The following is a 26,126-nucleotide window of genomic DNA, read 5'->3' on the forward strand; positions in this document are numbered from 1 at the left end:
CCCGGACAATCGCACAGCGATGTTGCAGGGACTGGTCTAAATGTTTGCTGTCGGCCGTAACGTCTGCGCCTGTATTGCGAAAAAGAACTCGGACGTTTGCTTTAATGAGCTATTTGATAGTTACGAGACAATTGCTCAAAACATACAAAACGACGCAATATGTAGTGACGTAGTCCAAGGAGCGAGGGGGCTCGATGGTATTCGAACCACAATCGCAACTACTCGCTCAGTCACGTGCACTGACAACCGCGCAACGACGTGATGTGCGGCGCCGGCAGATTGCCATCAGCTTCACCGTACTTCCGTGGGCTGCAGTGGTGCATCTGCTGGCTGTGATCGGATTGTCGATCTACGTCATTCCGAGTGACGGCGGCTTGCTGGCGAGAACCTGGCCTGTCCTGGCCGGAGCTTTCGGTCTGGTCGGTGTGTACGTGGGGTTCGCGATCAAGCGTGGAACGATCGTGGCGTCCGACCGTCTCGGATATTGCTTCTTGATCATCGAGTTTGCTGCGGTCGGCCTCTTGTATTCGGTTCTTGCGATCCTCCTGTACCCGATTCTCGACGAGGTCGGAGACCTGGTGTTGACCGCGACGCTGGCGGCGATAATCGGCGCAGGCACACTGGCGACGGCGATGCTGCGTTCGTTGGGAGTCACTTGGGTACTGGCGAGCACGGTGGTTCTCGGGGTCGCGTTCTGGTTGCAGCCAGGCCCGGAATTCGGGCGCATCTTGGTCAGTTTGGCGGTATACGGGTGCGCGTTGATCGGCGGCGCGGTCGTAGTGTCGGGAAATCTCGAAGCGCGCTACCTGGCAGAAAGAAGTGCGGCCGCGGAGTGCGCTGTTGCACAGATGCTGCTCGACGATTTCGAAGGGAATGCCGGAGACTTCGTGTGGGAGACGGATCGCAAGGGCAAGTTTTCGCGGATCCCCACAAAGCTTGCGCTGGGCGGCGGGCTGGATCCGGACTCGCTGCTGGGTTTGTCCTGGCAGGAACTCTTCACGGAACTCGGAACTTTCGAGTTGGAAGGTGGAATCGATGCGTTGTCGGAAATCGAGCGGGCGCGTCAGTCGAAGGGTGCGTTTGCCGACGTCGTGATTCCGGTACGTATGAACGCAGAGATGCGGTGGTGGAAGTTGTCGGGAAGGCCGACGCCGGGGCTTGCACCAGACGAACTGATGTGGCGAGGTGTCGGCTCGGACGTCACCGGGGTGCAGGCTCAGAGCGACGAGATCGTTCGGATGGGCAGAGTCGATGCACTGACCGGCATGCCCAACCGCCACACCTTCTGGATGGAACTCGAGCGCAGCATTCGCGAATCCCGGCAGAGCCGGAATCGGCTTGCCCTCGCCGTTCTCGACCTGGACAACTTCAAATCGGTGAACGACACCCTGGGACACTCGATCGGCGACGAGGTGCTGATCGAGGTGGGAGCCAGGTTGTCCGACGTCGCAGACGAATCGCAACTGTGTGCTCGACTCGGCGGCGACGAGTTCGCAATCCTGTTCCGCGATATCGACGACAACGAGAGCGTGTACGCGCTGCTGCAGCCTTATGTCGATTCACTCCGTGAACCGATTGCGGTATCGGGAACCAGGCTGGAAATCGGGTGCAGCATCGGCTTCCACTTTCCACACAGCGCGCGTTTGTCCATCGACGACCTGATGGTTGCTGCGGATCTGGCACTGTACGCGGCAAAAGAATCGGGACGCGGAACAGTTCTCCATTACCGGCCTTTGATGCAGCTGGTTGCAGCCAGACGCGCAAATCTCCTGGAAGACATCGGAAACGGCGTTTCTGCCAGCGACATCGAATTGAGATTTCTGCCGCAACTCGATGTGGCCACGCATGCGATCGTCGCAGTCGAGTGCGAGGCAGCGTGGCGCAATCCGAGGCTGGGGACGGTACCGGCCGCGGAATTCATGGGGATCGCCGAGGACGCCGGTTTGGCATCAGTTCTCGGTGCAACGGTGTTCGAGATGGCGTGTGGCGCCGCGTCGCGGATGCCCGAAGACGTTCGAGTGGCGATCACCATCTCCTCGCGTGAGCTCGAATCGGATTCGTTTGTCGACAATCTTGCAGCAGCACTTGACCGGTGGGGCATACAGCCTCGTCGAATCGAGCTACAGCTCACCGAGTCGTCGGCGATCTCTGATCGAGCGAAGGCGGGAATCCGTGGAGCGGCGAGACTTGGCGCTTCACTGACCGTCGACGAATTCGGCGCCGGATTCTCTTCGCTGGCTTCACTGTCGAACCTACCCTTCACCCGCGTCCGCGTCGATCAGTCGTTCTCGGGAGATGTTCCGGGGCAGTGGCCGATCCTCGCCGCCGTCGTCACCCTGGTCGATTCGCTGGGGATGGAAACCGTGATGTTAGGGGTGGACAGCGACGAAGAACTCTCGGCCGCCTCGGATATGGGAGTTCGAACGGTGCAGGGTCGCGTTGCCGGTGACGCGATGACGCTCGAGGACCTGATGCGGATCTTCTCGGTGATACATGACTGAGCCCGGCGGGTTTCGGCGTCCGGCAGTCAATGCTTTGCTGCGCCTGATCGATCCGATGTGGAAGGGTGATTACCCGTCGAACTACGAAGAACGTCGTCTCCTCCAACGGCGATTGGAATATTCTGCGCGCGTCCAACCTTGGACATTTCTGGTAGCAGCGATTGCGCTGAGCATCATCGTTGTCTTCATGCCTGTCGAAACCGGGTGGTTTCGATGGACGTGGGCGTCGCTCACCCTCGGATCCAACATCTCACTGGGCATCTTCTGGTTCAGACGTGCGCGGGCCCGAGATCCTGGCCGATCGATTGTCGATCTGATCGTGCTGGCAATTCAGGTGATCGTGTGGGGACTGCTTCTGGCCTGGTCGGCAATAGTTCTCTATCCGATTCTCGGAGCCGGCGACGAGTTGACGTTGACGGCGATCTTGTTTGGCGGCATTGCTGTTGGGATCTTTCCGATAGTCATGTACCGCGGCGTGACGATCATCTGGATCGTGTTGGTCAGTGTCGGTGTGGGATGGGGTTTTTCGACAGAACCGGGTTCGGAGCGCTGGGTCCTGATCGGAATCCTCACCGGTTATGCAGTGTCGCTGTACGGCGGAACTTTGGTGTTGGCCAACGTCTTCGAGCGGAGGCTGCGCGCGGAACTCAATGCCGAGGATCAGCGCGACCTCGTAGAACTGCTCCTGGGTGATCTCGCTGACGGCGCCGAGGACTGGTTGTGGGAAACCGACCGGGACGGGGTCATGGGCGCGGCGTCGCACCGATTTGCGGAACGCCTCGCACTCCCGATCTCGGAGATTCGTGGCCGAACGATGCTCGAGATCCTGGTCGACATCGGTGCGAACCGTACGGAGTCGGGTCGTCTCGCGCTGAGTGTGCTCGGCGAGTGCTTCGAGCGTAATGACGAATTTCGAGATGTCGAACTCGACGTCTGGGTGGGTGATCGAATTCGTCGGTGGTCGATCTCGGGACACCGCAGAAATGACACACACACCAGTACCGGAGAGCCCTCCGACGTGGGTTGGCGCGGTGTCGGTTCGGACATAACCCGTGCCCACCGTCAGCGGGAGTACATCCTGGAACTGGCGGAAGTGGATTCGATTACCGGACTGCACAATCGGTACGCATTTACCGCGCAATTGTCGTCGATGATCAACGATGGGGCGCGGGTCTGGTTGGGGATGCTGGATCTCGACAACTTTAAATCGATCAACGACCGCTGGGGCCACAGCGTCGGCGACGACGTATTACGAAACGTGGCGGCGCGACTGAACGGAGTGCTACGTCCGAACGAAATCTGTGCGCGACTCGGCGGGGACGAATTCGCCGTGGCATTCAGTGACATCGAGGACGAGTCCGAGGTCAATGATCGATTCCAAGAGATCGTCGACGCCATCGCCGCCCCATTTCTGTTCGCCGGGAAATCGATTCGGGTTCGAGTGAGCCTGGGATACGGCTCTGTCCCGGGCGATGCGGACAGCCTCGATGATCTGGTGGTTGTCGCGGACCTTGCCCTCTATCACGCCAAGAACAGTGGCCGGAATCAGATTCGACCGTTCGACTCGACTTTGCGTGAGCATGCCAAGGGGAGAGCGCGAGCACTTCTCGATCTGCGGATGGCGTTGCAGAACAACGAGTTCGAACTGGCCTACCAGCCGCAAGTGCTGGCGATTTCCGGGAAGGTCGTGGGGTTCGAGGCATTGTTGCGGTGGAATCACCCTGTTTCAGGGCTGGTTGGACCGGCTGATTTCGTCTCGGTTGCCGAAGAGACCGGCCTGATCGTGCCTATCGGTGCGCAGGTGTTGCGTGTTGCGTGCGCCGAAGCTGCAACCTGGCCCGAGAACGTGCGCATCGCGGTGAATGTCTCTCAGGTGCAGCTGCGTTCGGTAGGATACGTCGATTCGGTTCGTGAGGCACTTCGTGAAACCGGTTTGCCGGCGGCGCGGCTCGAGATCGAGGTGACCGAGTCGTTGGTAATCGACGCCGCGGAACGCGAGGTCCTGGTGTGTATCGCCGAGTTGGGTGTCGGTATTGCCATGGACGATTTCGGTACCGGATTCTCATCGGTCGCGAGTCTGTCCGTACTGCCTCTCGATCGACTGAAGATCGACCGTAGCTTCGTGGACCAATTGGACGTTGACTTGGACGATTCGAGAAGCGCAGTGTTTCGAGCCATCATCGATATCGCGGAGTCGATGGGGTTGGAAACCGTTGCCGAAGGAGTCGAGACCGCGCGTCAACGTGCCGTTGTGGCCGCGTGCGGGTGCCGGGTGGTGCAGGGATTCCTCGAAGGACGGCCCATGCCGGCGTCGCAAATTCCCGCATTCATCGCGTCTCGCGAAAAAGTGGACCCGGGTCTACCGCTGAGTGAGAATGTCGGGAGTTCTCGGCCTCGAACTATGTAATGGTGCTTCGCAGGCAAGCCACGTATCAACGTGCGGAAGGATGTTTGCGGTGCACAGTTCTGCGTTCTCTCCAGGCCCGATGTTGGTAGGCAAGAAGGCGGTGGTCACGGGCGGCGCACACGCCATCGGGGCCGCGATTGCACGCGCCTATGCGTCACACGGTGCTGATGTTCTGGTTGTCGATGTCGATACAGCTCCGGTAGAAGACCTCCAATTCGACGCCGCAGCAGGCGGTTCGGTGACGAGCTTGAGTTACGACGTCCGGGAACCGGTTGTACCGCGCGAGATGATCGACTTCGAACCGGATGTTCTGGTGAACAATGTCGGTCACTTTCTCGCGCCGCCGCAGCAGTTTGTCGCCACGACACCACAGTTCTGGTCCGAGATGGGCAACATCAACTTCGATCATGTTCTGCGTCTGACGCATTCCTTGGTGCCCGGAATGATCGAACGCGGCTCGGGCGGATCGATCGTGAACCTGACGACGGTAGAGGCGCACCGAGCAATCCCGGGCCACAGTGTGTACTCGGCGTACAAGGCCGCGTTGACGCAGTTCACCAGGAGTCTTGGCGTCGAGGTCGGTCGAACTGGAGTGCGGGTCAACGCGATTGCGCCTGACCTCATCGAATCGGTTCAGGTGCCCTACCGGAAGATCGTCTCCGAAGACGACTGGACGAAGTGGCCGCAGTGGGCCCCGCTCGGCGGCCCGGGCCAACCCGAAGACATAGCCGGACCGGCACTGTTTCTGGCCTCGGACCTGTCCCGGTACATCACCGGCACAATCATCCACGTCGACGGCGGCTCCCACGCTGCCGGCGGCTGGTTTCCCACAGAAGAGGGCGGTTGGACCAACCGCCCCCGAAAGGCTTGACACATGGCAACTTTGAGTCTCAATGTTCCGAACTTCGGCACTACCCTGGCTTCGGATTCCTACGGCAAGCTGGTGCAGGTATGTCAAAGCGCGGAAGTGGCGGGTTTCGACCGGGTACTGGTCACCGATCACGTCGTGATGGGCTCGGATAACTCGGCGTACACCTGGTCGGCGTTTCCCACCGAACCCGACGCGAACTGGCTCGAACCGCTGACAGTACTGGCTTTTGTTGCCGGACAAACGAAGACGATTCGTTTGGGCACCGGCATTGTGATTGCAGCACTACGCGGGGGAGCGGTGCTGGCCAAGACTGCGGCCACACTCGACCTACTGTCGGGTGGCCGGTTCGATCTCGGAGTCGGAACCGGTTGGCAGGAACGCGAATACGAGGCCGTCGGCCTGGACTTCGGCAAGCGTGGACCGCTGCTCGACGACGCGCTGGCCGTATGCCGAGCGCTGTGGACCTCCGCGCCCGCGAGCGTTGCTACGCCGCGACTGACTTTCGACGACGTGTACTGTGCGCCCCGGCCGGCTGCCGGAATCCCGATCTGGGTGTCAGGGTCTTTGTCCAAGGCCGTTGTTCGACGCGTCGCAACGTGGGGTGACGGCTGGATTCCGATCATGGGCGCCGGCAACGACGATCTACGCGAGGGCGGCGACGTCATCCGTAAGGCGATGGTTGACCTGGGACGGGACCCCTCCAACCTGCAGATTCGTGGGCGGCTGACCATCTGCCGGGCGGCGGACGGATCTATCGATCTGCCGGCCACCATGCTCGGCGCTGAGCAACTGGTGGAGTCGGGTGCGACCGACGTTCTGGTTGCGTTGGCTGCGGTCGATCCCGACCCTGATGCGGCGATGGATATATTCGGGGAATTGGTGTCGGCTTTCCGCACCGTCACACCATCTTGACCGACACACGTTTGCGATCTCGAGGAGACAAACACATGACCGAAAGCACCATCGTAGAATCGAGCCTGGACGCACTGTTGGATGCGCGAATCAGTTGCCGCGCCTACGAGGATCGTCAGGTTCCTCGCGACGTCATCAACGAGATTCTGCGACTCGCGCAGAAGACGCCGTCGTGGTGCAACACTCAGCCGTGGCAGGTGGCGATCACCGAAGGTGAAGGGACGCAGCGATTCCGCGAAGGTCTCGGTGCTTACGTCATGTCGCATGCGCAGGAATCCGACTTCGAGTTCCCCCGGGAATATCAAGGCGTCTACAAAGCGCGACGTTTCGAGTGCGCGATGGCGCTGTACTCGAGCGTTGGTATCGCCGAGGGTGATCGAGCGGCATCCGGCGCTCAGACTATGAAGAATTTCGAACTCTTCGGGGCCCCCCACGTCGCTATCATCACCACCGACGAAGCCCTGGGAACGTACGGAGCCGTCGACTGCGGTCTCTACGTCAACACCTTTCTCCTGGCTGCGCAGAGCCTGGGCGTCGCCACCATCCCGCAGGCCGCACTCGCCGGTAGTTCCGCGTTCATCCACGAGTTCTTCGGAATCGACGACACCCGCAAGGTTGTGTGCGCAATTTCCTTCGGCTACCCCGACACCGACCATCCGGTGAACGGCTTCCGGACGACGCGCGAGGCCGTGGAAAACGTCACGCAGTGGGTTGCCAACTGATCGAGGTTGTTCGTCTGGTCACTGCAGGGTTGACGAATTGAGTATTGGGGTGCCCGGCCGCAATACACTGGTCGACATGTCCGAGACTCCCGAACTGTTCGATCGACTCCGCCGCTTTCCCGATATCGAGGCACCCAACCTATTCGCCGTCGACGCGGCAGATCGGTTGATTCTCGACGAGGCCGCCGACGCTCTCGCTGCGGCACCGTCCGGAACTGTGGTTGTTATCGGCGATCACTACGGTGCACTCACCGCCGGCGTTGCAGTGGTAGCCGGCCAGTCCGGTGTGCGGGTTCATCAGGATCCGCTCACCGGAGAACTGGCATTGGCGAACAATGCCCGCGAACTCGGCTTCGCCGACTCCTACACTTCGCACGGTCTCGACGCGGATCTGCTTCGCGGTGCTCGCGTCGTCCTGATGCAGTTGCCGCGCAGCCTTGCCGAACTGGCAGAAATCAGCCAACTCGTCGCCCTCCACGCCGACCCGGAGGTGCTAGTGTTCGCCGGCGGACGCGACAAGCACATCACCCCGGCAATGAACAAGGTTCTCGCCGAATCATTTTCGTCGGTGAATGCGTCACGTGGACGCCAGAAGTCGCGGGTCCTCAAGGCTGCCGAACCGAAGTCCGACGTAGCCGTCACGTTCCCCAAGACCGAGTGGCTCGACGAATTCGGCCTCGACGTCGTTGCGCACGGCTCCGTGTTCGCCGGCGCGAGCCTCGACATCGGAACCCGCTTGCTGCTCGAAAATCTCGGCAAGATCGCCATCACGCCCCGCGACATCGTCGACCTGGGCTGCGGTAGCGGCATCCTCGCGACAGCGATCGCTCTGAAGTTTGCCGACGCACAGGTTATTGCCACGGATCAGTCGTCGGCAGCGGTCGCGTCGTCGCTCGCAACCGCGTCGGCCAACGGGGTGGGCGATCGAGTACGCGGACTGCGCGACGATTCCATGAGCACCCTGCCCGACGCCAGCGTTGACCTGGTTCTCTTGAACCCGCCGTTCCATGTCGGTGCCGCCGTTCATACCGGTGGCGCACTCAAATTGTTCGAGGCAGCGGGTCGTGTCCTGCGTCCCGGTGGTGAGCTGTGGACCGTACATAACGCCCATCTGGGCTACCGCGAACCATTGAAGGCTGCCGTCGGCGCGAGCGAGGCTATGGCGAAGAACGCAAAGTTCATCGTCATGAAATCGATAAAAGCGTCTTAATATCGGAGTGTGTTGATATTCCCGAAACGCGCCGGGAACCACACTGACTGCTCCGACGTTGTAAATTACGAGTGCTTTACTTTTTTGAAAGTACACGGACCGTGTCGAGAAACTCGGATCCGTCCGGCGAACCCGCGACAGACCCGTCGCAGGTCACCACGATGAAGGGATGATCACGGTGCGCACCACTAGCAACCCGGTGTTCCGCAATCTGCCCAAGCAAGAGGGCAACGGATACGCCTCGTTCGGATCTGCGACGGCGGGCGCCACGCAGGCCACCCAGCAGTTCGGTCAGCCGCAGTACGCGCCGGCCGAGCCCTACCAGACCGGTCCCGTATCGCGGGCCATGACGATCGACGACGTCGTCACGAAGACGGGCATCACGCTCGGTGTTCTGTCGTTGACGGCGATCATCTCGTACTTCCTGGTGTACAACGATCCGGGTCTCGCGACGCCGTTCGTGATGGTCGGCGGCTTGGTTGGCCTTGGTCTCGTGCTGGTGGCGACCTTCGGCCGCAAGATGGACAACCCGGCCATCGTGCTCGCCTACGCCGCTTTTGAGGGTCTTTTCCTCGGCGCGCTGTCGTTCCTGTTCACCGGTCCGATCGAAGCCGCCGGCGGTGTATCGGCCACGACGCTGATCTCTCAGGCTGTTCTCGGTACCTTCGGTGTGTTCTTCGGCATGCTCGTGGTCTACAAGACCGGTGCAATCCGCGTCACCCCGCGTCTGACTCGCATGATCATCGGCGCATTGATCGGTGTAGTGGTTCTGTCGCTGGGCAACCTGGTTGCCAGCTTCTTCATCGAAGGCGGACTGGGTCTGCGTGACGGCGGCATGATGGCTATCATCTTCAGCCTCGTCTGCATCGGCCTTGCCGCATTCAGCTTCCTGCTCGACTTCGATGCCGCTGATCAGCTGATCCGCGCACAGGCTCCGGAGAAGGCAGCCTGGGGCGTCGCTCTCGGCCTCACTGTCACCTTGGTCTGGCTGTACGTCGAGATCCTGCGCCTGCTGAGCTACTTCAACAGGAACTGACACAACCGTGTTGTAAAAAGTAGGGCCTCCGCTGTGCGGGGGTCCTACTTTTCTGTGTGTGTCCGGGTTAACGTTGATTGCCGAGCAAGTGCTTGGTTCAGAGCTATCCGAAGGGTGTGCGCGCAACCATGTCGACATCAACAGTTGAACCGGTCCTTGTTTCCGATGTCGGATCTGTGCGGACAGTGACGCTCAACAATCCCGGTCGACTCAACGCCTTCAACCCGGCTGGGTTCCGCGCATTGACCAAAGCGCTTGACGACGCGGCCGCGGATCCAACTGTCGCGGTGGTCGTCATCGAAGGTGCGGGCAAGGCGTTCTCGAGTGGCGTCGACCTGCGCGCACTTTCCGAACCTGGTGCGGACACAGCTGATTTCGGGCTCGCGTTTGCGCCGCTGATCGTGGCTTTGGTGGAGTTCCCGAAACCGCTGATCGCCGCGGTGCACGGTGCTGCCGTCGGAATTGGCCTGACAATGCTGCTCTTCTGCGACGTCGTCTACGTTGCCGAGGACGCCCGATTGCGGGCTCCGTTCACGTCTTTGGGCACCGCACCCGAGGCCGCAAGCAGTTGGATGCTGCCCAAGGTGATTGGCACACAGCGTGCTTCGGAACTTCTGTTGACGGCTCGGTGGGTGAGCGGCGTCGAAGCTGCCGAGATCGGCATTGCCGTCGCTGCGGTTCCGGTCGACCAACTGCAGGCGCGTGTGCAGGAATCAGCCGCGCAGATCGCCGGTAACGTCGGACCTGCCGTCCTGGCCGCGAAAAAGCTTCTGCGCCAAGGCTGGGTGGAGGAAGCGCGCGCCGCAGTTCAGCGCGAGGACGATGCTGCGCGAGAGTTGATTCAACAGTTGGGGAGTTTCGCAAAGGGAGCGCTGCCGAATTGAGTGACGGACACAGCTCAGCGGTCTTGCTCGAAGAGGGCCGGGGACGAGTTCGGATACTGACGCTTAATCGTCCACACGCGCGCAACTCTCTCAGTTCGGAGTTGATCGCCGCGACGCGCGACGCTCTGGCCCGGGCGGACTCCGACGACGAGGTCGACGTCGTCATTCTGACGGGAACGGATCCCGCTTTCTGCGCCGGTTTGGATCTGCGCGAGTTGGGAGGCGGCGGCGAGAACGCGGCGCTGGTGTCGGAACAGGAAGTCCCCGTTGGGCATCCGTGGCGGCCACTGTCCAAACCGGTGATCGGTGCGATCAACGGTGCGGCGATCACCGGGGGACTGGAGTTCGCGCTCGCGTGCGATTTCCTCATCGCGTCGGAGCACGCGAGTTTTGCCGATACCCATGCCCGCGTCGGGGTCCTGCCTGGTTGGGGATTGACGTACCGACTGCCGGCGGCAGTGGGAACTGGCCTGGCGCGCCGGATGAGCTTGTCCGGCGATTTCCTCAACGCGGAGCAGGCATTGCGCGCGGGTCTGGTCACCGAAGTGGTGCCACACGAGCGATTGATGCCGGCGGCGTTCGCAGTGGCCGAGTCGATCGTGGGAAATGACCAACCCGGAGTTCGGGCCCTACTCGATTCCTACCGGCGATCGCAGGATCACGTCGCCAATCAAGCTCTGAAGGTGGAGGATTCGACCTCGAAAAAGTGGATGGCTGATTTTGATCCGTCGCAAGTGGCAGCGCGGCGTCAAGGCGTCATCGACCGTGGCCGGAGCCAGACCGCCACCTGACCGACAAACGACAACAGCCGCCCAGCAGATGCCGGGCGGCTGTCATCGTTTAAATCGGGGGATCAGCTGAGGCGCTCGATCACCATTGCCATGCCCTGTCCGCCGCCGACACACATGGTCTCGACGCCGAAGGTCTTGTCCTGCTCGCGCAGGTTGTTGATCAGGGTGTTGGTGATGCGGGCACCGGTCATACCGAACGGGTGGCCCAGAGCAAGCGCGCCGCCCGAGACGTTGAGCTTGTCTTCTTCGATACCGAGCTCACGAGCGGAACCGATGACCTGAACAGCGAAGGCTTCGTTGATCTCGAAGAGGTCGATGTCGGAGATCGACTTGCCGGCGAACTTCAGGGCGTTCTTGACGGCCTGGATCGGGCCGAGGCCCATGATCTCGGGGGACAGACCCGAGACGCCGGTGGAGACGATGCGGGCGAGGGGCGTGAGGCCCAATGCCTTTGCCTTGGTGTCGGACATGATCACCAGAGCGGCTGCGCCGTCGTTGAGCGGGCAAGCGTTGCCGGCGGTGACGGTGCCGTCGGGACGGAAGACGGGCTTGAGGCCACTGATGGCTTCGTAGGTGGTGCCGGCGCGCGGGCCGTCATCCTTGGAGACGACGGTGCCGTCGGCGAGGGTGACCGGCGTGATCTCGCGCTCGAAGAAGCCGCGGTTGATGGCTGCTTCGGCCAGGTTCTGGCTGCGGACTGCAAAGCGGTCCTGGTCCTCGCGGGTGATGCCGGTTGCGGAGGCGACGTTCTCGGCGGTCTGGCCCATGCCCAGGTAGACGTCGGGGATCAGGCCTTCTTCGCGAGGATCGGTCCAGGCGACTCCACCTTCGGCGAGCTTCGCGCTACGAGCCTGAGCGGCTTCGAAGAGCGGGTTCTTGGTGTTGGGCATGCCGTCGGCGTTGCCCGTGACGAAGCTGGAGACGGACTCGACGCCGCCGGAGATGAAGACGTCGCCCTCGCCTGCGCGGATGGCGTGCAGAGCCATACGCGTGGTCTGCAGCGAAGAGGAGCAGTAACGGTTGACCGTCACGCCGGGGAGGAAGTCGTAGCCGAGCTGAACGGCGATAACGCGGGCGATGTTGAAGCCCGACTGGCCGGCAGGCTGGCCGCAACCGAACATGAGGTCGTCGATCTCGGTGGGGTCGAGCTCCGGGATCTTGGCCAGCGCGGCGGCAACCATCTGGGTAGCGAGGTCATCCGGGCGGATGCTCTTGAGCGAACCCTTCATTGCGCGGCCGATGGGCGACCGGACTGCTGAGACGATTACTGCCTCGGGCATGAAAACTCCTTATGTGTACTGCTCTTTCGACGCACAGATGTGTCGAAGGGCAGGGCAAGTTGATTGCAGCTTCGAGTCTCAATTTACGTTGCCTACCCGAAGCTTCGGGCAGGCAGTCTCACTCAGTCGCCCGCAAGCTCCTGAACTGCAGGTTTCGGGTGCAAGCCCGCGCGGTTCAGCACTCGGGTCAACCGAGCGGTCATCGTTTGCGCCTGCGCGGCGTCGGAGACCTGAGGGAGATCGGGCAGCGGTCCGCCCTTCCACTCACCCAACGCCGAAGCGAGTACCGGGACGATCTGACGGGCCGCGAGTTCGTATCCCGCGGCCGACGGATGGAAACGATCAGCCGAGAACATCGTGTCCGGGGACGCGAGGAACTCTTTTGCCAACAAATCTGCCAGCGGGACGGGATGACCGCCGGCAGCCTTCGTCGCCGACGCCTGTGCCGACGCCAACCGATGGCCCCATTCGCGGACGACGGTCCGCAGTGGTTGCGGAATGGCCGTGACAACTCCCAAATCAGGGCAGGTACCCACGACGACGACCGCGCCGCTGCCGCGTAGGCGTCGTACCGCGCACCCCAGTCGCCTTGCCGACGCGTGAATCGCATTCTTTGCGGTCACGTCGTTGGCCCCGATCAGGATTACCGCAGCATCCGGCGGCGCTCCGGCAATGAACATGGCGTCGACCTGACCGCTCAGGCCACGCGATGTAGCACCGCCGATAGCTTTGGTGCTCAAGCGGATTCGTTTCCCGGTTTCGTCTGCGAGTAGCTTGGCGACGCGAACCCCCGGAACGTCGTCCGCTGTCAAAGCGCCCACTCCGGCCGCCGACGAATCACCGAAGATCATCAGGTGGAGATCAAAAGGGACGCCCCGCCACCACCGTTCCGGTGTGTCGACGCCCGGCGCGTACACGCCGTCGGCCTCGGGTGGTTTGGCGATATTGCGTCCGATGACACCGCGAGCGGCGCCGGCTTGCGACATCAGATAGTGGTAGGCCAACCAGCTCGCGGTGCCCGCGCCCGTTCCGGCGGCAACGGTGGCCACAGACGCTTTGATTCGAGGCCGACTCACACTGGCCAATCTAGCCGGATCCGACGTCATTCGCGCGGCGTCTACGAGCGGCGATTCGCCGGATCTGAGAGCATGGAGCGATGCGCATCGCGGAACACGTCGTAGACCTGATCGGCAACACCCCACTTGTCAAGCTCACGTCCGTCACCGGCGAGAACTATGGCACGGTGGCAGCCAAGATCGAGTACCTCAATCCGGGCGGTAGCTCCAAGGACCGCATCGCCGTCAAGATGATCGACGCGGCCGAGGCTTCCGGAGAATTGAAGCCGGGCGGCACCATCGTCGAGCCGACCTCGGGCAACACCGGCATCGGACTGGCGCTGGTCGCTCAGAAGCGCGGCTACAAGTGCGTTTTCGTCTGCCCCGACAAAGTCAGCGAAGACAAGCGAAACGTCCTGCGTGCGTACGGAGCTGAGGTTGTCGTGTGCCCCACGGCCGTCGCTCCCGAGCATCCCAACAGTTACTACAGCGTGTCCGATCGCCTCACCCGTGAAATCCCCGGCGCCTGGAAGCCCAACCAGTACTCCAACCCGGGCGGACCGGAAAGCCACTACGAGACCACCGGCCCCGAGATCTGGGCCGACACCGACGGCAAGGTCACGCACTTTGTAGCCGGCGTCGGAACCGGCGGAACCATCACCGGCACCGGTCGTTACCTCAAGGAAGTTTCCGACGGCAAGGTCAAGGTAGTCGGCGTCGACCCCGAAGGCTCCGTCTACTCCGGTGGAACCGGACGCCCGTACCTCGTCGAAGGCGTCGGCGAAGACTTCTGGCCCACCGCCTACGACCCGTCCATTCCCGACGAGATCATCGCAGTCTCCGATGCTGATTCTTTCGAGATGACGCGTCGACTCGCTCGTGAAGAAGGCCTCCTCGTCGGCGGATCCTGCGGCATGGCCGTCGTTGCAGCCCTCGAAGTAGCCAAGCGCGAAGGCCCTGACGCGCTCATCGTCGTGCTCCTTCCGGATGGTGGCCGCGGCTACCTGTCCAAGATTTTCAACGATCAGTGGATGGCGTCGTACGGCTTCCTGCGTACCCCGCTCGACGGCAAGACGGATGTCCCCACCGTGGGCGACGTGTTGCGTGGAAAGTCGGGAGAACTGCCCGACCTCGTGCACACCCACCCGTCGGAAACCCTGCGCGACGCCATCGAGATTCTGCGCGAATACGGCGTATCGCAAATGCCGGTAGTCGGTGCCGAACCTCCCGTCATGGCCGGCGAGGTCGCGGGCAGCGTGACGGAACGTGACTTGCTCAGCGCAGTCTTCGAAGGCCGTGCGCAGCTTGCCGATTCGGTCGAAAAGCACATGAGCAAGCCGTTCCCGCTGATCGGATCCGGCGAACCCGTCTCGGCTGCCACCAAGGCGCTCGGTGACACCGACGCCCTCATGGTCGTCGACGACGGCAAGCCCGTCGGCGTCATCACCCGTCACGACCTCCTGGGGTTCCTGAGCGCAGGATCCTGAGTCAGCTGAGTGCCCCCGTGGACGGTAGTGTTGCCGTCCATGGGGGAATCATTCAGGGGATATTTCTGTCTTTTTGTCGCGGCCGTGGGTCTTTTGACGGCTTCGTGTAGTTCGTCAGTTGTCGGGACGCCCCAGGCGGTGTCGGGATCCCAGGCGGTGTCGGGAGCTACGTCGAGCAGGCCGACTGCAACCACTTCCGCGAAGTCGACCACGACGCCCGCTCCGGCAAAGGCGCCCGGTACCAGACCGATCGATTGTGACTCGCTGGCGTCATTGCTTTCAGCTCAGGTGACGGGAGCGAAGCAGACGGTCCCGTCCGAGGGCATGTGCATGTGGAGCAAACCGGGCGGGATCATGTTGAGCGTATCCGTCAAACGCAACGGCTATCCGGTCTCGACGCTCGACCACATGCGCAAGTCCGGCGGCTACTCAGTGCAAGATCCACGGCTCACAGAATTGGGGGCGATCGCGAAGGACGGCACCATCATCAGTGCTCTTTCTCCGAATGTCATGGTCACACTCCTGATGATGAATGAGCCGAGCGACGAAAAAATGCCACTCGACCTTGCCATTCAAGTCATGCAGTATGCCCAGACATGATCCACGGGGGCTGGTGAGTTCGGCGCTCGGCCCCGCCTCCGAGTGTCCCGCCTATTAGTCTGGTTGCATGAGCGAGCAGCGCAGCAAAGCCGACAACGTCAACTGGCAAGGTTTCTCCACGAAAGCGGTGCATGCGGGCTACGAACCCGACCCGCTGACCGGGGCCGTCAACGTTCCGATCTACGCGAGTTCGACTTTCGCGCAAGACGGAGTCGGCGGAATGCGCAACGGATTCGAGTACGCCCGTACCGGCAACCCCACCCGCCGACCCCTCGAAGCGAACCTCGCGGCTCTCGAATCCGGAAGCTACGGCCGAGCTTTCAGCTCGGGTATGGCGGCAACGGACTGCCTCCTCCGTTCGGTGCTGCGTCCCGGTGATCACCTGGTGATTCCGGACGACGCGTACGGCGGAACCTTCCGGCTCATCGACAAGGTCTTCACGCAGTGGGGCATCGAATACACCCCGGCGCCGGTTTCGGACGTCGACGCAGTGCGTGCCGCAATGCGCCCCAACACCAAGCTGGTGTGGGTGGAAACCCCCACCAACCCGTTGCTCAACATCGGTGACATCGAACTTCTTGCCGAGGTTGCCCATGAGGGAAATGCAAAGATCGTGGTGGACAACACCTTTGCCTCGCCCTACCTGCAGCAGCCGCTTCAACTGGGTGCTGACGTCGCATTGCATTCCACCACCAAGTACATCGGTGGGCACTCCGACGTCGTCGGCGGCGCGCTGGTCTGCAACGACGAAGAACTCGATCACGCATTTGCGTTCCTGCAGAACGGTTCCGGCGGTGTTCCCGGCCCATTCGACGCCTTCCTCACGCTGCGCGGCATCAAGACGCTGGCGTTGCGGATGGAGCGTCACAGCGACAATGCAGAAAAGGTGGTCGAACTGCTCGACGGTCACCCGGCCGTCGCAAGTGTCATCTACCCGGGCCTCGTCTCACACCCGTCGCACAAGATTGCAGCCAAGCAGATGCGACGCTTCGGCGGCATGATCTCGGTACGGCTCAAGGGCGGCAAGGCAGCTGCCCTCGACCTGTGCTCGCGCACCGAAATCTTCACGCTTGCAGAGTCTCTCGGCGGCGTCGAATCGCTCATCGAATTCCCCGGCGCAATGACCCACGCGTCGACGGCCGGTTCTGCGCTCGAGGTTCCCGACGATCTGGTTCGCCTGTCGGTCGGTATCGAAGATGCATCCGACTTGGTCGGCGATATCGAGCAAGCGCTGTCCTGACTATTTCGACTGTGCGCCTTTATTGACCGCGGGCGGTTAATAAAGGCGCACAACAGTGGAGGCGTGTGTGAATCTCGAACAAATCCAAGCCGCACAACAGCTCCTTGCTCCGGTCATGCGTCGTACCCCACTCGTGGCTTCGCGGGTACTATCCGAACGAACCGGGCTCGCGGTGAGCCTGAAATGCGAAAACTTGCAACGCACAGGGTCGTTCAAGCCGCGCGGTGCATACAATCGCATCGCCAATCTCTCCGAACAGGAACGCGCAGCGGGGGTAGTGGCAGCCAGCGCCGGCAACCATGCGCAAGGAGTAGCTTGGGCCGCTACGGAATTGGGCATTGCGTCGACAGTCTTCATGCCGACCGGTGCGCCCCTCCCCAAACTGGTTGCCACAAAAGCCTACGGAGCTCAGGTCCACCTGTTCGGTTCGACCGTCGACGAAGCGCTGGTGGCGGCGCGGGAGTTCTCGGCACGAACTGGCGCCGTGCTGGTCCATCCGTTCGATCACGAGGACATCGTCGCCGGGCAGGCGACAGTGGGACTCGAGATTCTCGAGCAACTTCCCGACGTCGGAACCGTTATCGTGCCCACCGGCGGCGGCGGACTGATCGCCGGGATCGCTGCGGCAATAAAGGCGGTACGACCCGAAGTTCGTATCATCGGCGTGCAGGCAGAATCAGCGGCAGCCTGGCCTGCGTCCCTGGCAGCCGGAAAGCCGATCGCAGTGGCGTCGATGTCCACGATGGCCGACGGTATTGCTGTGGGCTGTCCGGGTGAAGTCCCCTTTGCCGAGGTCGCGTCGCACGTGGACGCCATCGTGACGGTCACCGAGGAAGCACTCTCCAAAGCGTTGCTGCTCTGCCTCGAGCGCGCAAAGCTGGTGGTGGAACCGGCCGGTGTTGCTGCGGTGGCAGCTTTGATGACGCACACCCCCGAAGGCCTCGGCTTGATCGGCCCGGTCTGTGCCGTGCTGTCCGGCGGCAACATCGATCCGCTGCTTCTGACCCACGTCATTGCGCATGGATTACGCGCGGCGGGAAGGTTTCTCGGCGTTCATGTCACTATCGCCGATCGCCCGGGTGGACTGATTTCTCTGCTCGAAGTGGTCCGGGCGAACGGCGCCAGTGTGGTGGACGTGGTGCATTCGCGTACCGGCGCGGAGTTGGCGCTCGATGAAGTGGAAGTGTTCCTCACCGTCGAGACTCGCGGCCCGGACAATAAGGCGGCACTGTTGGCTGCGTTCGATCGAGCCGGATATGCCGTGCGCCTGCAGAACTGAACTAGTCGTCCGGCCAGCCCACCAGCGTCGTGACCCGGAACTCCTGGTCGACAAGCCTGGCCGGGCGATCCAGTTTGTGTAGCCAATCAATGGCCGAACCACTCATGCTCACGGCCACACGACTGAGTGCTGCTGCCTCCGCACAAGATTCAGCGATCACGGACACCGTGCGCCACATGGGTGTTGCCGTCGATTCACGGGCAAGCGGTTTGACGGTGCTGGCCGTGGCGATCCCGCATCCGGAGGGAACGGCCACCTGGCAGGTGGGATCGCCCGGTAGATCCTGGACCTGAATCTGCCAGCCATTGTCCGGTGGTGGCCCGGCCACGGCAATGTCGCCTCCCAATGCCACCAGGACCCCACAGCCCAGAAGTTCTGCGGTAGTGGCGGCGCAATGATCTGCCGAACTGGCTCGCGCTGTGGCCGAAAGATCCAGGGTTACTCCGGCCGGGCTGAATACTCGGTTGCCCTCGACACGAATCTTCCACCAGGAATGGGGATCTTCCGAACCCGCCGTCGGCGTGAGTTTGCCGTCGGTGAGCCGAGCAACTGCCAGTGCGTCGCTAAGGAAATGCGCGAACATGGGTGTGACGGGCGCGCCGTCGGTTTCAATTGAATCCGAATCGGATCCGAACCTGCGGATCTCGGAATCAGCACGGTCACGATTGGTTGCGGCGTCGGCAGCGGTCAGGTAGCCCCTCACCAGATTTGCGGCTGAAGCCAAAGCCCCAGGATCGGTGACGACGACACGAGCCTGGACGCCCCAGGTGAGCCATTCGGTTGCGGCGCGCTGCGCGTTCACGAACCGTTGGAGATGGCGTCCGGAGTTCCGAACCCGCTGGCCACGATCAGCCGTGAGGCGGTGGATTGCTTCGTGGTGTGCGTGGTGACGGCTGAACTCGCGGCGGTAGGGGAAGGGCTGGAAAGGAGAGACAGTCCGCCGCTTGCCAGCGCACCCGCAACGGCTGTCGCGGCGAGTGCGCGGTGAACGGGTCGGTATCCAGTGGTGCGAGCCCGGGTGGGCCGTGTCCGATCGTCGCTCATGAACACAGCCTGCCCGTCGAACCTGAGAAAAGCCTTGGGGTATGTGGTCATTTGAGTAACGTCTGGCTTAATGAATGAGACATTGGTTACAGGATGGTTGAGTCCGCGCGGCATCGAATGCATGTTCGAAATCGTAGAGGTTGCTGCCGACAAGTTCTGTGGGCTCGAAGTTTGACCAGTTACCGGAGGTTTACATGGCAGTGGGTGTCCTGGCGATCACAATGTCGATCGCCACTGCACTGGGCGTGATGGGGGCAACCCTGGGAACGCCCGTGCCCGTTGAGAAGGAAGACGGACAACGTACAGAAATCTCACTCGCAGCCTGGAACGGGCCGGCACGAATGCAAGACACCCCCGACGGCATCGTGCCGTCGGTACCGTCCAACTTCCCCGGTGCGGCCTTGGCGCCGGTCGGTGCCGTTGCCGTGTTTGCGCCGTGGCTCAAGAAGGCAGGCGCTCTGTGTCCTGAGGTCACTCCGGCAGTGATGGCATCGCTCTACTCCTCCAAGAACGGCTTCAAATACGGTCCCGGAACCGAAGTGTCCCCGGAAGGCGGACGTGGTCCGGGCGGATTTACCACCGCTGCCTGGACGGCCTACGGCAAGGACGGTGACGGCGACGGAAAGATGGACATCCAAGGCGTCGCCGATCCGGTGATGACCTCCGGGTATCGACTGTGCGAACTGGTGAAACAGGCACAGTCGTGGCAGCAGGCCGGAGAGGTCGAGGGCGATACCGTCGAACTGGCACTGGCGGCGTACGACGTCGGACCGGACGCTGTTCGCGCAGCCCGCGGTGTTCCGCAGGATCAGCCCGCGGCAACTTTTGTCTCGCAGGTCACGTCGCTGCAGGATTCGTTTGCACTGATGCTCGCGCCGTTCAACTACAACAACCTGGCCGCTGCGGTCGGCGGCGTCGTCGAGGCCGGATTGAAGTTCCTCGGTCTGCCCTACGTGTGGGGCGGCGGCAATGTCAACGGGCCGTCGATGGGCGGCTTCGACTGCTCGGGTCTGACGTCGTACGCCATCCACGCCGCAACCGGAGTCACGTTGCCTCGGACGTCGGAAACCCAGTGGGGCGTCGGCGTCGAGATTCCGTTGGATCAAGCGCAGCCCGGTGACCTTCTGTTCGGCAACTGGCAGGCCGGCGGACCCGGCCATGTTGCGATCTACGTCGGCAACGGGCAGATGCTGCATGCGCCGACGTTCGGTGACGTGGTGAAGGTCGGCCCGATCTTTGGCGGAATGAAGGCCCGCCGGGTTATCTGAACGTGGATTGACAACAAAAGAAGCGCCACCCGAATATGTTCGGCTGGCGCTTCTTTCGTTACTTCGTGGAACTGATCAGCTGTGGTACGGCTCTGCGCTGAGCAGAGTGACCTTCATGGTCTTGCCGTTGGGCAGGTTGTACTCACGAGTGTCGCCCACCTTGGCTTCGAGCAGCGAGCCGCCCAAAGGAGAATTGGGGGAGTAGACCTCGAGCTTGGCGTCACGAGCGCCCTCTTCGCGGGTAGCGATGAGGAAGGTCTCGGTGTCGCTCTCGTCGCCGTCGTAGTACACCTTCACGACAGAACCCGGCAGTGCGACGCCGGACTGGGTGGGTGCTTCGCCGACCTTGGCGCTGTTGAGCAGATCCTGAAGCTGACGGATCCGAGCTTCCTGCTGTCCCTGGTCTTCACGAGCAGCGTGGTAGCCGCCGTTCTCCTTCAGGTCGCCCTCTTCGCGGCGCTCGTTGATTTCAGCGGCGATGATGGGGCGATAGGCGATGAGCTGGTCGAGTTCCTTCTTGAGCCTGTCATGTGATTCCTGGGTAAGCCAGGTCACCTGGGTCTCGGTCATCTCGATCACTCCCTAGTAGTCGGAGCCGGGGGCTCCCTCGACAGATCACTGCGACAGCAATGAACCCACTGCGACAGCAATGTGTTCACTGCGACAGCAATAAAACAACGGCTCGAACGCACCTGGATCAGGTGTGATCTTGCCGTCACCGCAACAGTTGACGCCTAACCTGGCCGTCAATGCAGCAATACACGGTTCCACCCGGAACCGTGTATCAGGCGATTCTATCACGCAGGACTACCCGCCCCGTTCGAACTCAAACGTTCGGCGGGGCGCGTAGCCGCAATTGTCACGTCTTTGTCAGTCCTTGGTCAGATACCCCGGGACGTCGAAACTGCATCCGTAGACGTCGGCCATGCCTGGCGGCAAGGACGTCTTGATCTCGGTGTTGAACTCGAGCGTCTGGTACTCGGACGGAGGCACGTAGACCTCGCGTCGACCCGTCTCGGATCCGTCCTTGGAGCGGGCGCGTACGACGCACACGGCTTCTCGGCTGGAATCGTCGCGTGTGACGGTGAACCGGATTTTCATGGTCGAGTTGTCGGCGATGTCGTAGGAAATCGTCTCGGTCTCGATTTCCTTGACCGAAAATTTTGTGTACCCGACAAAGGCGATACCGGTGCCGACAACGATGACGAGTGCGGTCAGAGCCCACACCAGCCACCTGCGGGAACTGCCGGTGCGAGTTGCGCTCGGGTACCGATCTTGGGGAAGCGGTTTGCTCATCACTCTGCTCTCGAAGACTCGAGTTCGTGTTCTACGCAACCTCGGACTGGGGTCATGGCTGCATCAGGAACTCTCGGGTGGAACTATAGAGGACGGGCCCAGCCGCACTGTCGGTAGGTTTGATGGCAACGAAAGAACGTCGAGCAGTGCACAGTGCGTGAATCAAAGACGCCGGCAACGGCTAGAAGGTAAGAAGTTGAGGTGAACGAACACGTGAGCGGATTCCGGCTCATGGCCGTCCATGCCCATCCCGACGACGAGTCGAGCAAGGGTGCGGCGACCACCGCCCGTTATGCAGCAGAAGGCCACGAAGTGATGGTCCTGACGCTCACCGGGGGTGAACGTGGCGACATTCTCAACCCGGCCATGGACGTTCCCGGAGTGCGCGACCGGATCACCGAGGTGCGTCAGGAAGAGATGGCTGAGGCCGCTCGCATCCTCGGCGTGCAGCATCGTTGGCTCGGTTTCGTCGACTCCGGTCTGCCTGAGGGCGATCCGCTGCCGCCGCTGCCGGAGGGCTGCTTTGCGGTAGTTCCTCTCGAAGAGTCGACGCGTGCTCTGGTGAAGGTCTTCCGTGAGTTCCGTCCGCACGTCATCACGACGTACGACGAAAACGGCGGCTACCCCCATCCCGATCACATTCGGTGCCACGAGGTGTCGATGGCTGCCTACGAAGCGGCTGCAGATCCCGAGTACTTCCCCGAAGACGGCGAACCGTGGGAAATCAAGAAGGTCTACTACTCGCACGGATTCATCCGCAAGCGACTCGAACTCTTCCAGGAGGAGTACGAGCTCCGCGGGGAACCGTTCCCGATGGCCGACTGGCTCAAGAAGTGGAAGACCGAGCGCGGCGACATGATGGTCCGTGTCACCACTCAGATCACCTGCGGCGACTACTTCCCGCAGCGCGACGACGCTCTGCGTGCACACGCGACGCAGATCGACCCCAACGGTTCGTTCTTTGCCGTGCCGCTCGATATTCAGCAGAAGATCTGGCCCACCGAGGAATTCGAACTCGCGAAGACGCGGGTCACCACGTCCATCCCGGAAACCGACCTGTTCGCAGGTCTTGAAGAGGACGTTTCGAAGTGAATGCACTATCCGCCGAGGTAGTTCTCGGCACCACACAACTGCTCGCTCAGAGCCCGAGCAACCCGTCAGGCCCGGAGTTCGGAAAGTCGTCGCCCGTCGGTCTGGTTGTTGTTCTGGCACTGTTCGTCGGCGTTATCCTGCTGGTCATTTCGATGAATCGTCAGCTCAAGAAGCTGCCCGAGACTTTCGAACCGGAGCATCCCGAGCTTGATCAGCAGGCTGACGAGGGAACCGATCGCGGCGCGATCCCGACGCCGGACGCAGCAGGTACTGACGTCACCGCAGGTTCCGACGTCTCCACCGAGAAGACTCCGAAGCAAGACTCCTGATCTAAGGCGAAGGTAGTGCTGATGGACCCGCGGATGCATAACACTTTGAGCGGGTCCACCAGTCCGTACCTGCGTCAGCACGCCGACAATCCGGTCCACTGGCAGCAGTGGGGCCAGGAGGCGATGGACTGGGCGCGCGAACGGAACGTGCCGATCCTGCTCTCGATCGGATACTCGGCGTGCCATTGGTGCCATGTGATGGCGCACGAGTCGTTCGAGAACGACGCGATCGCGGAGATCATGAACACGAACTTCGTGTGTGTGAAGGTGGACCGCGAAGAGCGCCCGGACATCGACGCCGTCTACATGAACGCGACAGTCGCGATGACCGGTCAGGGCGGCTGGCCCATGACGTGTTTCCTGACTCCGGACGGGTCCCCGTTCTACTGCGGCACCTACTACCCGCCGACTCCGCGCGGCGGAATGCCTTCGTTCACACAAGTTCTCGAAGCGATTGCCGATACCTTCGCCAACCGTCGCGGTGACGTCGACAATGCGGCGGAGTCCATCGTGACCGAGTTGCAGCGCGCTTCAGGCGGCATTCCGTACGGTCCGCCCATCGACGGGGCCCTGCTCGACGGCGCGGGGCGTTCGATCCTCGGCGACGAAGACCTTCCGCGTGGTGGTTTCGGCGGCGCCCCCAAGTTTCCGCCGTCCGCGCTTCTCGAAGGGCTGCTCCGGCAGTACGAGCGAACAGGTTCCGACGAGGTTCTCGGCGGAATCGAGCGCACCGCCGAAGCCATGGCGCGTGGCGGTATCTACGACCAGTTGGGCGGCGGTTTCTCCCGCTACGCCGTCGACGCCGAGTGGGTCGTGCCGCACTTCGAGAAAATGCTCTACGACAACGCGCTGCTGCTGCGGTTCTACGCTCATTGGGCTCGTCGCGCCGGTTCGGACTTGGCAACTCGCATCACCGAAGAAACCGCGAACTTTCTCCTGCGTGATTTGCGCACCGAAAACGGTTGTTTCGCTTCGGCTCTCGACGCGGACACCGAGGGCGTCGAAGGACTCACTTATGTGTGGACGCCGGCGCAGTTGGTTGACGTGCTCGGCGAAGACGACGGGCGCTGGGCGGCAGAGTTGTTCCGTGTCACCGCAACCGGAACCTTCGAAGAGGGCGCGTCGGTGTTGCAGTTGCTCCGCGATCCGGACGACTGGGCGCGTTGGCAGACGGTGTGCGACGCATTGCGCGTCGTCCGAAAAAACCGTCCGCAACCGGGCCGAGACGACAAAGTTGTCACGGCCTGGAACGGGCTGGCCATCACGGCGTTGACGGAAGCCGGTCTGGCACTGGACAAACCGGAATGGATTGCGGCGGCGGCTGATTGCGCACACACACTCCTGGATCTGCACCTGGTCGACGGTAGATTGCGCCGGGCGTCGCTTGGCAGCAATGTCGGTGAGTCCACAGCTGTGCTCGACGACTATGCAGCGCTGTCCACCGGGTTGCTCGCGCTGTATCAAGCCACGGGGGCAGCAAACTGGCTCGACACGGCCCAAGAACTTCTCGACGTCACGGTTGATCATTTCGCCGATCCGGCCGAGCCTGGGAGTTGGTTCGATACAGCAGATTTCGCCGAGGCATTGGTAACTCGTCCGCGTGATCCGCTGGACGGTGCAACGCCGTCGGGAGCGTCGGGCGTCACGGAAGCGCTACTGACTGCCGCGGCTCTCGTCGATTCCGAGCACTCGTCGCTCTATGTGCAGGCCGCTGCGGATTCCCTGGCCCGGGCGCGCTTGCCGCTCGAACGTGCGCCGCGCTCGGCGGGGCATTGGCTGGCGGTGGCGGAGGCGTCGTTGCGCGGGCCGATTCAAGTTGCCGTCGTCGGCGGGGGCGATCTTCTCGAGGTTGCTCGCCGACTCGCACCGGGCGGTGCCGTCGTAGTCGGGGGAGAGCCGGATTCCTCACCGCTACTTGCGGGTCGGCCTTTGGTGGACGGTGCTCCGGCCGCTTATGTCTGTCGCGGATTTGTCTGCGAGCGGCCGGTCACCGACGCGATCAGGCTTGCCTCTCAATTGAATACGACGAGCCAGACCGCAATGTAATGGCAGATTGCCGCGATCACGGTCGCGGCGTGGAAAAACTCGTGATGTCCGAAGGTGACGGGCCACGGGTTCGGCCATTTGGTGGCGTACAGAATCGCGCCGACGCTGTAGAAGATTCCGCCGACCAGTAGGAGCACCATGGGCGCTACGCCCACCTGGTGCGTCAGCTCGCCGACGACGGGCACGATGGCCCACCCGAGGAGCAGATACAGCGGTACGCCTACCCATTTGGGGGCGGTTGGCCACAGCATCTTGAGGGCTACGCCGGCCAGGGCGCCGGCCCAGACGATCGCGAGGATGACCTTGCCTGTCTCGGCGGGTAGTCCGAGCATCGCGAATGGTGTGTAACTGCCGGCGATGAACAGAAATATCATCGAATGGTCGGCGCGTTTCATCCAGATCCGGCCTTCGACCGTTTGCCACTGGATGCGGTGATAGGTCGCGCTGATGCCGAACAGGCCGCAGATCGTGATGCTGTAGATCGCGGTGGCCCACGCGGCCTTGGCGCCCACTTGTGCCCCGGCGACGGACACCAGAACTATGCCCGCGGCGACGGATACGAACAGTGCCCACAGATGGATCCATCCGCGCATGCGTGGTTTGACCGGAAGCTCTTCGAGTCCGAATGCCGTCATCCTTCAACCCCTCTCGGACATGAACTTCTAACCTACGGTACCGTAGGTTACGTGCCAGTAGCATAACTTACCTGCGGGTTTTCGACGTACTGAAGTGGAGTGACGGCGCTCGCAAGCGCGGCCGACGACCGGGCGTAGTCT

Annotated in this window: 24 protein-coding genes; 17 read left to right on the top strand and 7 right to left on the bottom strand. The window is 62.1% G+C overall.

Annotation, left to right across the window (positions count from 1 at the left end):
* The first annotated feature begins 194 nt into the window (after positions 1–194).
* From MTX36_RS11840 to MTX36_RS11880, 9 genes are all read left to right on the top strand, one after another.
* A complete protein-coding gene (locus MTX36_RS11840; protein WP_243619936.1) occupies positions 195–2,501 on the top strand; it encodes a bifunctional diguanylate cyclase/phosphodiesterase in 2,307 nt (768 codons plus the stop codon).
* Positions 2,494–4,908 (top strand): bifunctional diguanylate cyclase/phosphodiesterase, encoded by a 2,415-nt coding sequence (locus tag MTX36_RS11845; RefSeq protein WP_243619937.1) that lies wholly within the window; start codon positions 2,494–2,496, stop codon positions 4,906–4,908. Before MTX36_RS11840 ends, MTX36_RS11845 begins: the two co-directional genes overlap by 8 nt.
* A 40-nt stretch (positions 4,909–4,948) precedes the next feature.
* Entirely contained in the window at positions 4,949–5,779 is an 831-nt protein-coding gene (locus MTX36_RS11850; protein ID WP_243619938.1) for an SDR family NAD(P)-dependent oxidoreductase, read from the top strand.
* A 3-nt stretch (positions 5,780–5,782) separates the two neighbouring features.
* A complete protein-coding gene (locus MTX36_RS11855) occupies positions 5,783–6,691 on the top strand; it encodes a TIGR03619 family F420-dependent LLM class oxidoreductase (protein WP_243619939.1) in 909 nt (302 codons plus the stop codon).
* Positions 6,692–6,726: 35 nt separating this feature from the next.
* Positions 6,727–7,413: a nitroreductase gene (locus MTX36_RS11860; protein WP_243619940.1), complete on the top strand. Its 687-nt coding sequence runs from the start codon at positions 6,727–6,729 to the stop codon at positions 7,411–7,413.
* 76 nt (positions 7,414–7,489) lie between these two features.
* Positions 7,490–8,623, top strand: coding sequence for a class I SAM-dependent methyltransferase (locus MTX36_RS11865; protein ID WP_243619941.1), 1,134 nt, complete (start codon positions 7,490–7,492; stop codon positions 8,621–8,623).
* A 178-nt stretch (positions 8,624–8,801) separates the two neighbouring features.
* Entirely contained in the window at positions 8,802–9,659 is an 858-nt protein-coding gene (locus MTX36_RS11870; RefSeq protein ID WP_243619942.1) for a Bax inhibitor-1/YccA family protein, read from the top strand.
* A 128-nt stretch (positions 9,660–9,787) separates the two neighbouring features.
* Complete coding sequence (locus MTX36_RS11875) at positions 9,788–10,543, top strand: enoyl-CoA hydratase/isomerase family protein (RefSeq protein ID WP_243619943.1); 756 nt, start codon at positions 9,788–9,790, stop codon at positions 10,541–10,543.
* The gene (locus MTX36_RS11880) at positions 10,540–11,334 is read left to right on the top strand and encodes an enoyl-CoA hydratase (RefSeq protein ID WP_243619944.1); all 795 of its coding nucleotides are present in this window, start codon (positions 10,540–10,542) and stop codon (positions 11,332–11,334) included. Before MTX36_RS11875 ends, MTX36_RS11880 begins: the two co-directional genes overlap by 4 nt.
* A 62-nt stretch (positions 11,335–11,396) precedes the next feature.
* Here MTX36_RS11880 and MTX36_RS11885 read toward each other — a convergent pair whose 3' ends face one another.
* Together MTX36_RS11885 and MTX36_RS11890 are read right to left on the bottom strand one after the other, a co-directional pair.
* Positions 11,397–12,614 (bottom strand): acetyl-CoA C-acetyltransferase, encoded by a 1,218-nt coding sequence (locus tag MTX36_RS11885; protein ID WP_243619945.1) that lies wholly within the window; start codon positions 12,612–12,614, stop codon positions 11,397–11,399.
* A 122-nt stretch (positions 12,615–12,736) separates the two neighbouring features.
* Entirely contained in the window at positions 12,737–13,720 is a 984-nt protein-coding gene (locus MTX36_RS11890) for an SGNH/GDSL hydrolase family protein (protein ID WP_243619946.1), read from the bottom strand.
* Positions 13,721–13,770: 50 nt separating this feature from the next.
* Here MTX36_RS11890 and MTX36_RS11895 point away from each other — a divergent pair, with 50 nt between their 5' ends.
* The 4 genes from MTX36_RS11895 to ilvA all read left to right on the top strand — a co-directional run bounded on the left by MTX36_RS11895 (position 13,771) and on the right by ilvA (position 18,275).
* The gene (locus MTX36_RS11895; protein WP_094274338.1) at positions 13,771–15,156 is read left to right on the top strand and encodes a cystathionine beta-synthase; all 1,386 of its coding nucleotides are present in this window, start codon (positions 13,771–13,773) and stop codon (positions 15,154–15,156) included.
* Positions 15,157–15,294: 138 nt separating this feature from the next.
* Positions 15,295–15,756 (top strand): hypothetical protein, encoded by a 462-nt coding sequence (locus MTX36_RS11900; RefSeq protein WP_243619947.1) that lies wholly within the window; start codon positions 15,295–15,297, stop codon positions 15,754–15,756.
* 67 nt (positions 15,757–15,823) lie between these two features.
* Positions 15,824–16,996: a cystathionine gamma-synthase gene (locus MTX36_RS11905; protein WP_243619948.1), complete on the top strand. Its 1,173-nt coding sequence runs from the start codon at positions 15,824–15,826 to the stop codon at positions 16,994–16,996.
* 115 nt (positions 16,997–17,111) lie between these two features.
* Positions 17,112–18,275, top strand: coding sequence for a threonine ammonia-lyase (gene ilvA, locus MTX36_RS11910; RefSeq protein WP_243620004.1), 1,164 nt, complete (start codon positions 17,112–17,114; stop codon positions 18,273–18,275).
* A 1-nt stretch (position 18,276) separates the two neighbouring features.
* Here the strand turns inward: ilvA and MTX36_RS11915 are convergent, their stop codons facing one another.
* Together MTX36_RS11915 and MTX36_RS11920 are read right to left on the bottom strand one after the other, a co-directional pair.
* Positions 18,277–19,077 (bottom strand): FAD:protein FMN transferase, encoded by an 801-nt coding sequence (locus tag MTX36_RS11915; protein ID WP_243619949.1) that lies wholly within the window; start codon positions 19,075–19,077, stop codon positions 18,277–18,279.
* Positions 19,074–19,370 (bottom strand): hypothetical protein, encoded by a 297-nt coding sequence (locus MTX36_RS11920; RefSeq protein ID WP_243619950.1) that lies wholly within the window; start codon positions 19,368–19,370, stop codon positions 19,074–19,076. The genes MTX36_RS11915 and MTX36_RS11920 overlap by 4 nt, the downstream gene beginning before the upstream one ends.
* 143 nt (positions 19,371–19,513) lie before the next feature.
* Between MTX36_RS11920 and MTX36_RS11925 the strand changes: the two genes are divergently transcribed.
* A complete protein-coding gene (locus MTX36_RS11925) occupies positions 19,514–20,587 on the top strand; it encodes a bifunctional lysozyme/C40 family peptidase (protein ID WP_243619951.1) in 1,074 nt (357 codons plus the stop codon).
* A gap of 75 nt (positions 20,588–20,662) precedes the next feature.
* Here the strand turns inward: MTX36_RS11925 and greA are convergent, their stop codons facing one another.
* Both greA and MTX36_RS11935 read right to left on the bottom strand, forming a co-directional pair.
* Complete coding sequence (gene greA, locus MTX36_RS11930) at positions 20,663–21,157, bottom strand: transcription elongation factor GreA (RefSeq protein WP_094275216.1); 495 nt, start codon at positions 21,155–21,157, stop codon at positions 20,663–20,665.
* Between the two features lie 300 nt (positions 21,158–21,457).
* Positions 21,458–21,883: a DUF4307 domain-containing protein gene (locus MTX36_RS11935; protein ID WP_243619952.1), complete on the bottom strand. Its 426-nt coding sequence runs from the start codon at positions 21,881–21,883 to the stop codon at positions 21,458–21,460.
* A gap of 213 nt (positions 21,884–22,096) precedes the next feature.
* Between MTX36_RS11935 and mca the strand changes: the two genes are divergently transcribed.
* From mca to MTX36_RS11950, 3 genes are read left to right on the top strand one after another with little or no spacing between them, the layout of a single operon-like run.
* A complete protein-coding gene (mca, locus tag MTX36_RS11940; protein ID WP_243620005.1) occupies positions 22,097–22,975 on the top strand; it encodes a mycothiol conjugate amidase Mca in 879 nt (292 codons plus the stop codon).
* A complete protein-coding gene (locus tag MTX36_RS11945; RefSeq protein ID WP_243619953.1) occupies positions 22,972–23,304 on the top strand; it encodes a hypothetical protein in 333 nt (110 codons plus the stop codon). Before mca ends, MTX36_RS11945 begins: the two co-directional genes overlap by 4 nt.
* 21 nt (positions 23,305–23,325) lie before the next feature.
* Positions 23,326–25,350: a thioredoxin domain-containing protein gene (locus MTX36_RS11950; RefSeq protein ID WP_243619954.1), complete on the top strand. Its 2,025-nt coding sequence runs from the start codon at positions 23,326–23,328 to the stop codon at positions 25,348–25,350.
* Here MTX36_RS11950 and MTX36_RS11955 read toward each other — a convergent pair.
* Positions 25,317–25,985: a hemolysin III family protein gene (locus tag MTX36_RS11955; RefSeq protein ID WP_243619955.1), complete on the bottom strand. Its 669-nt coding sequence runs from the start codon at positions 25,983–25,985 to the stop codon at positions 25,317–25,319. The two genes, MTX36_RS11950 and MTX36_RS11955, sit on opposite strands and share 34 nt — an antisense overlap.
* Positions 25,986–26,126 lie beyond the last annotated feature (141 nt).

This window comes from Rhodococcus sp. ARC_M6, from assembly GCF_022810305.1.
Lineage (GTDB): Bacteria > Actinomycetota > Actinomycetes > Mycobacteriales > Mycobacteriaceae > Rhodococcus_F.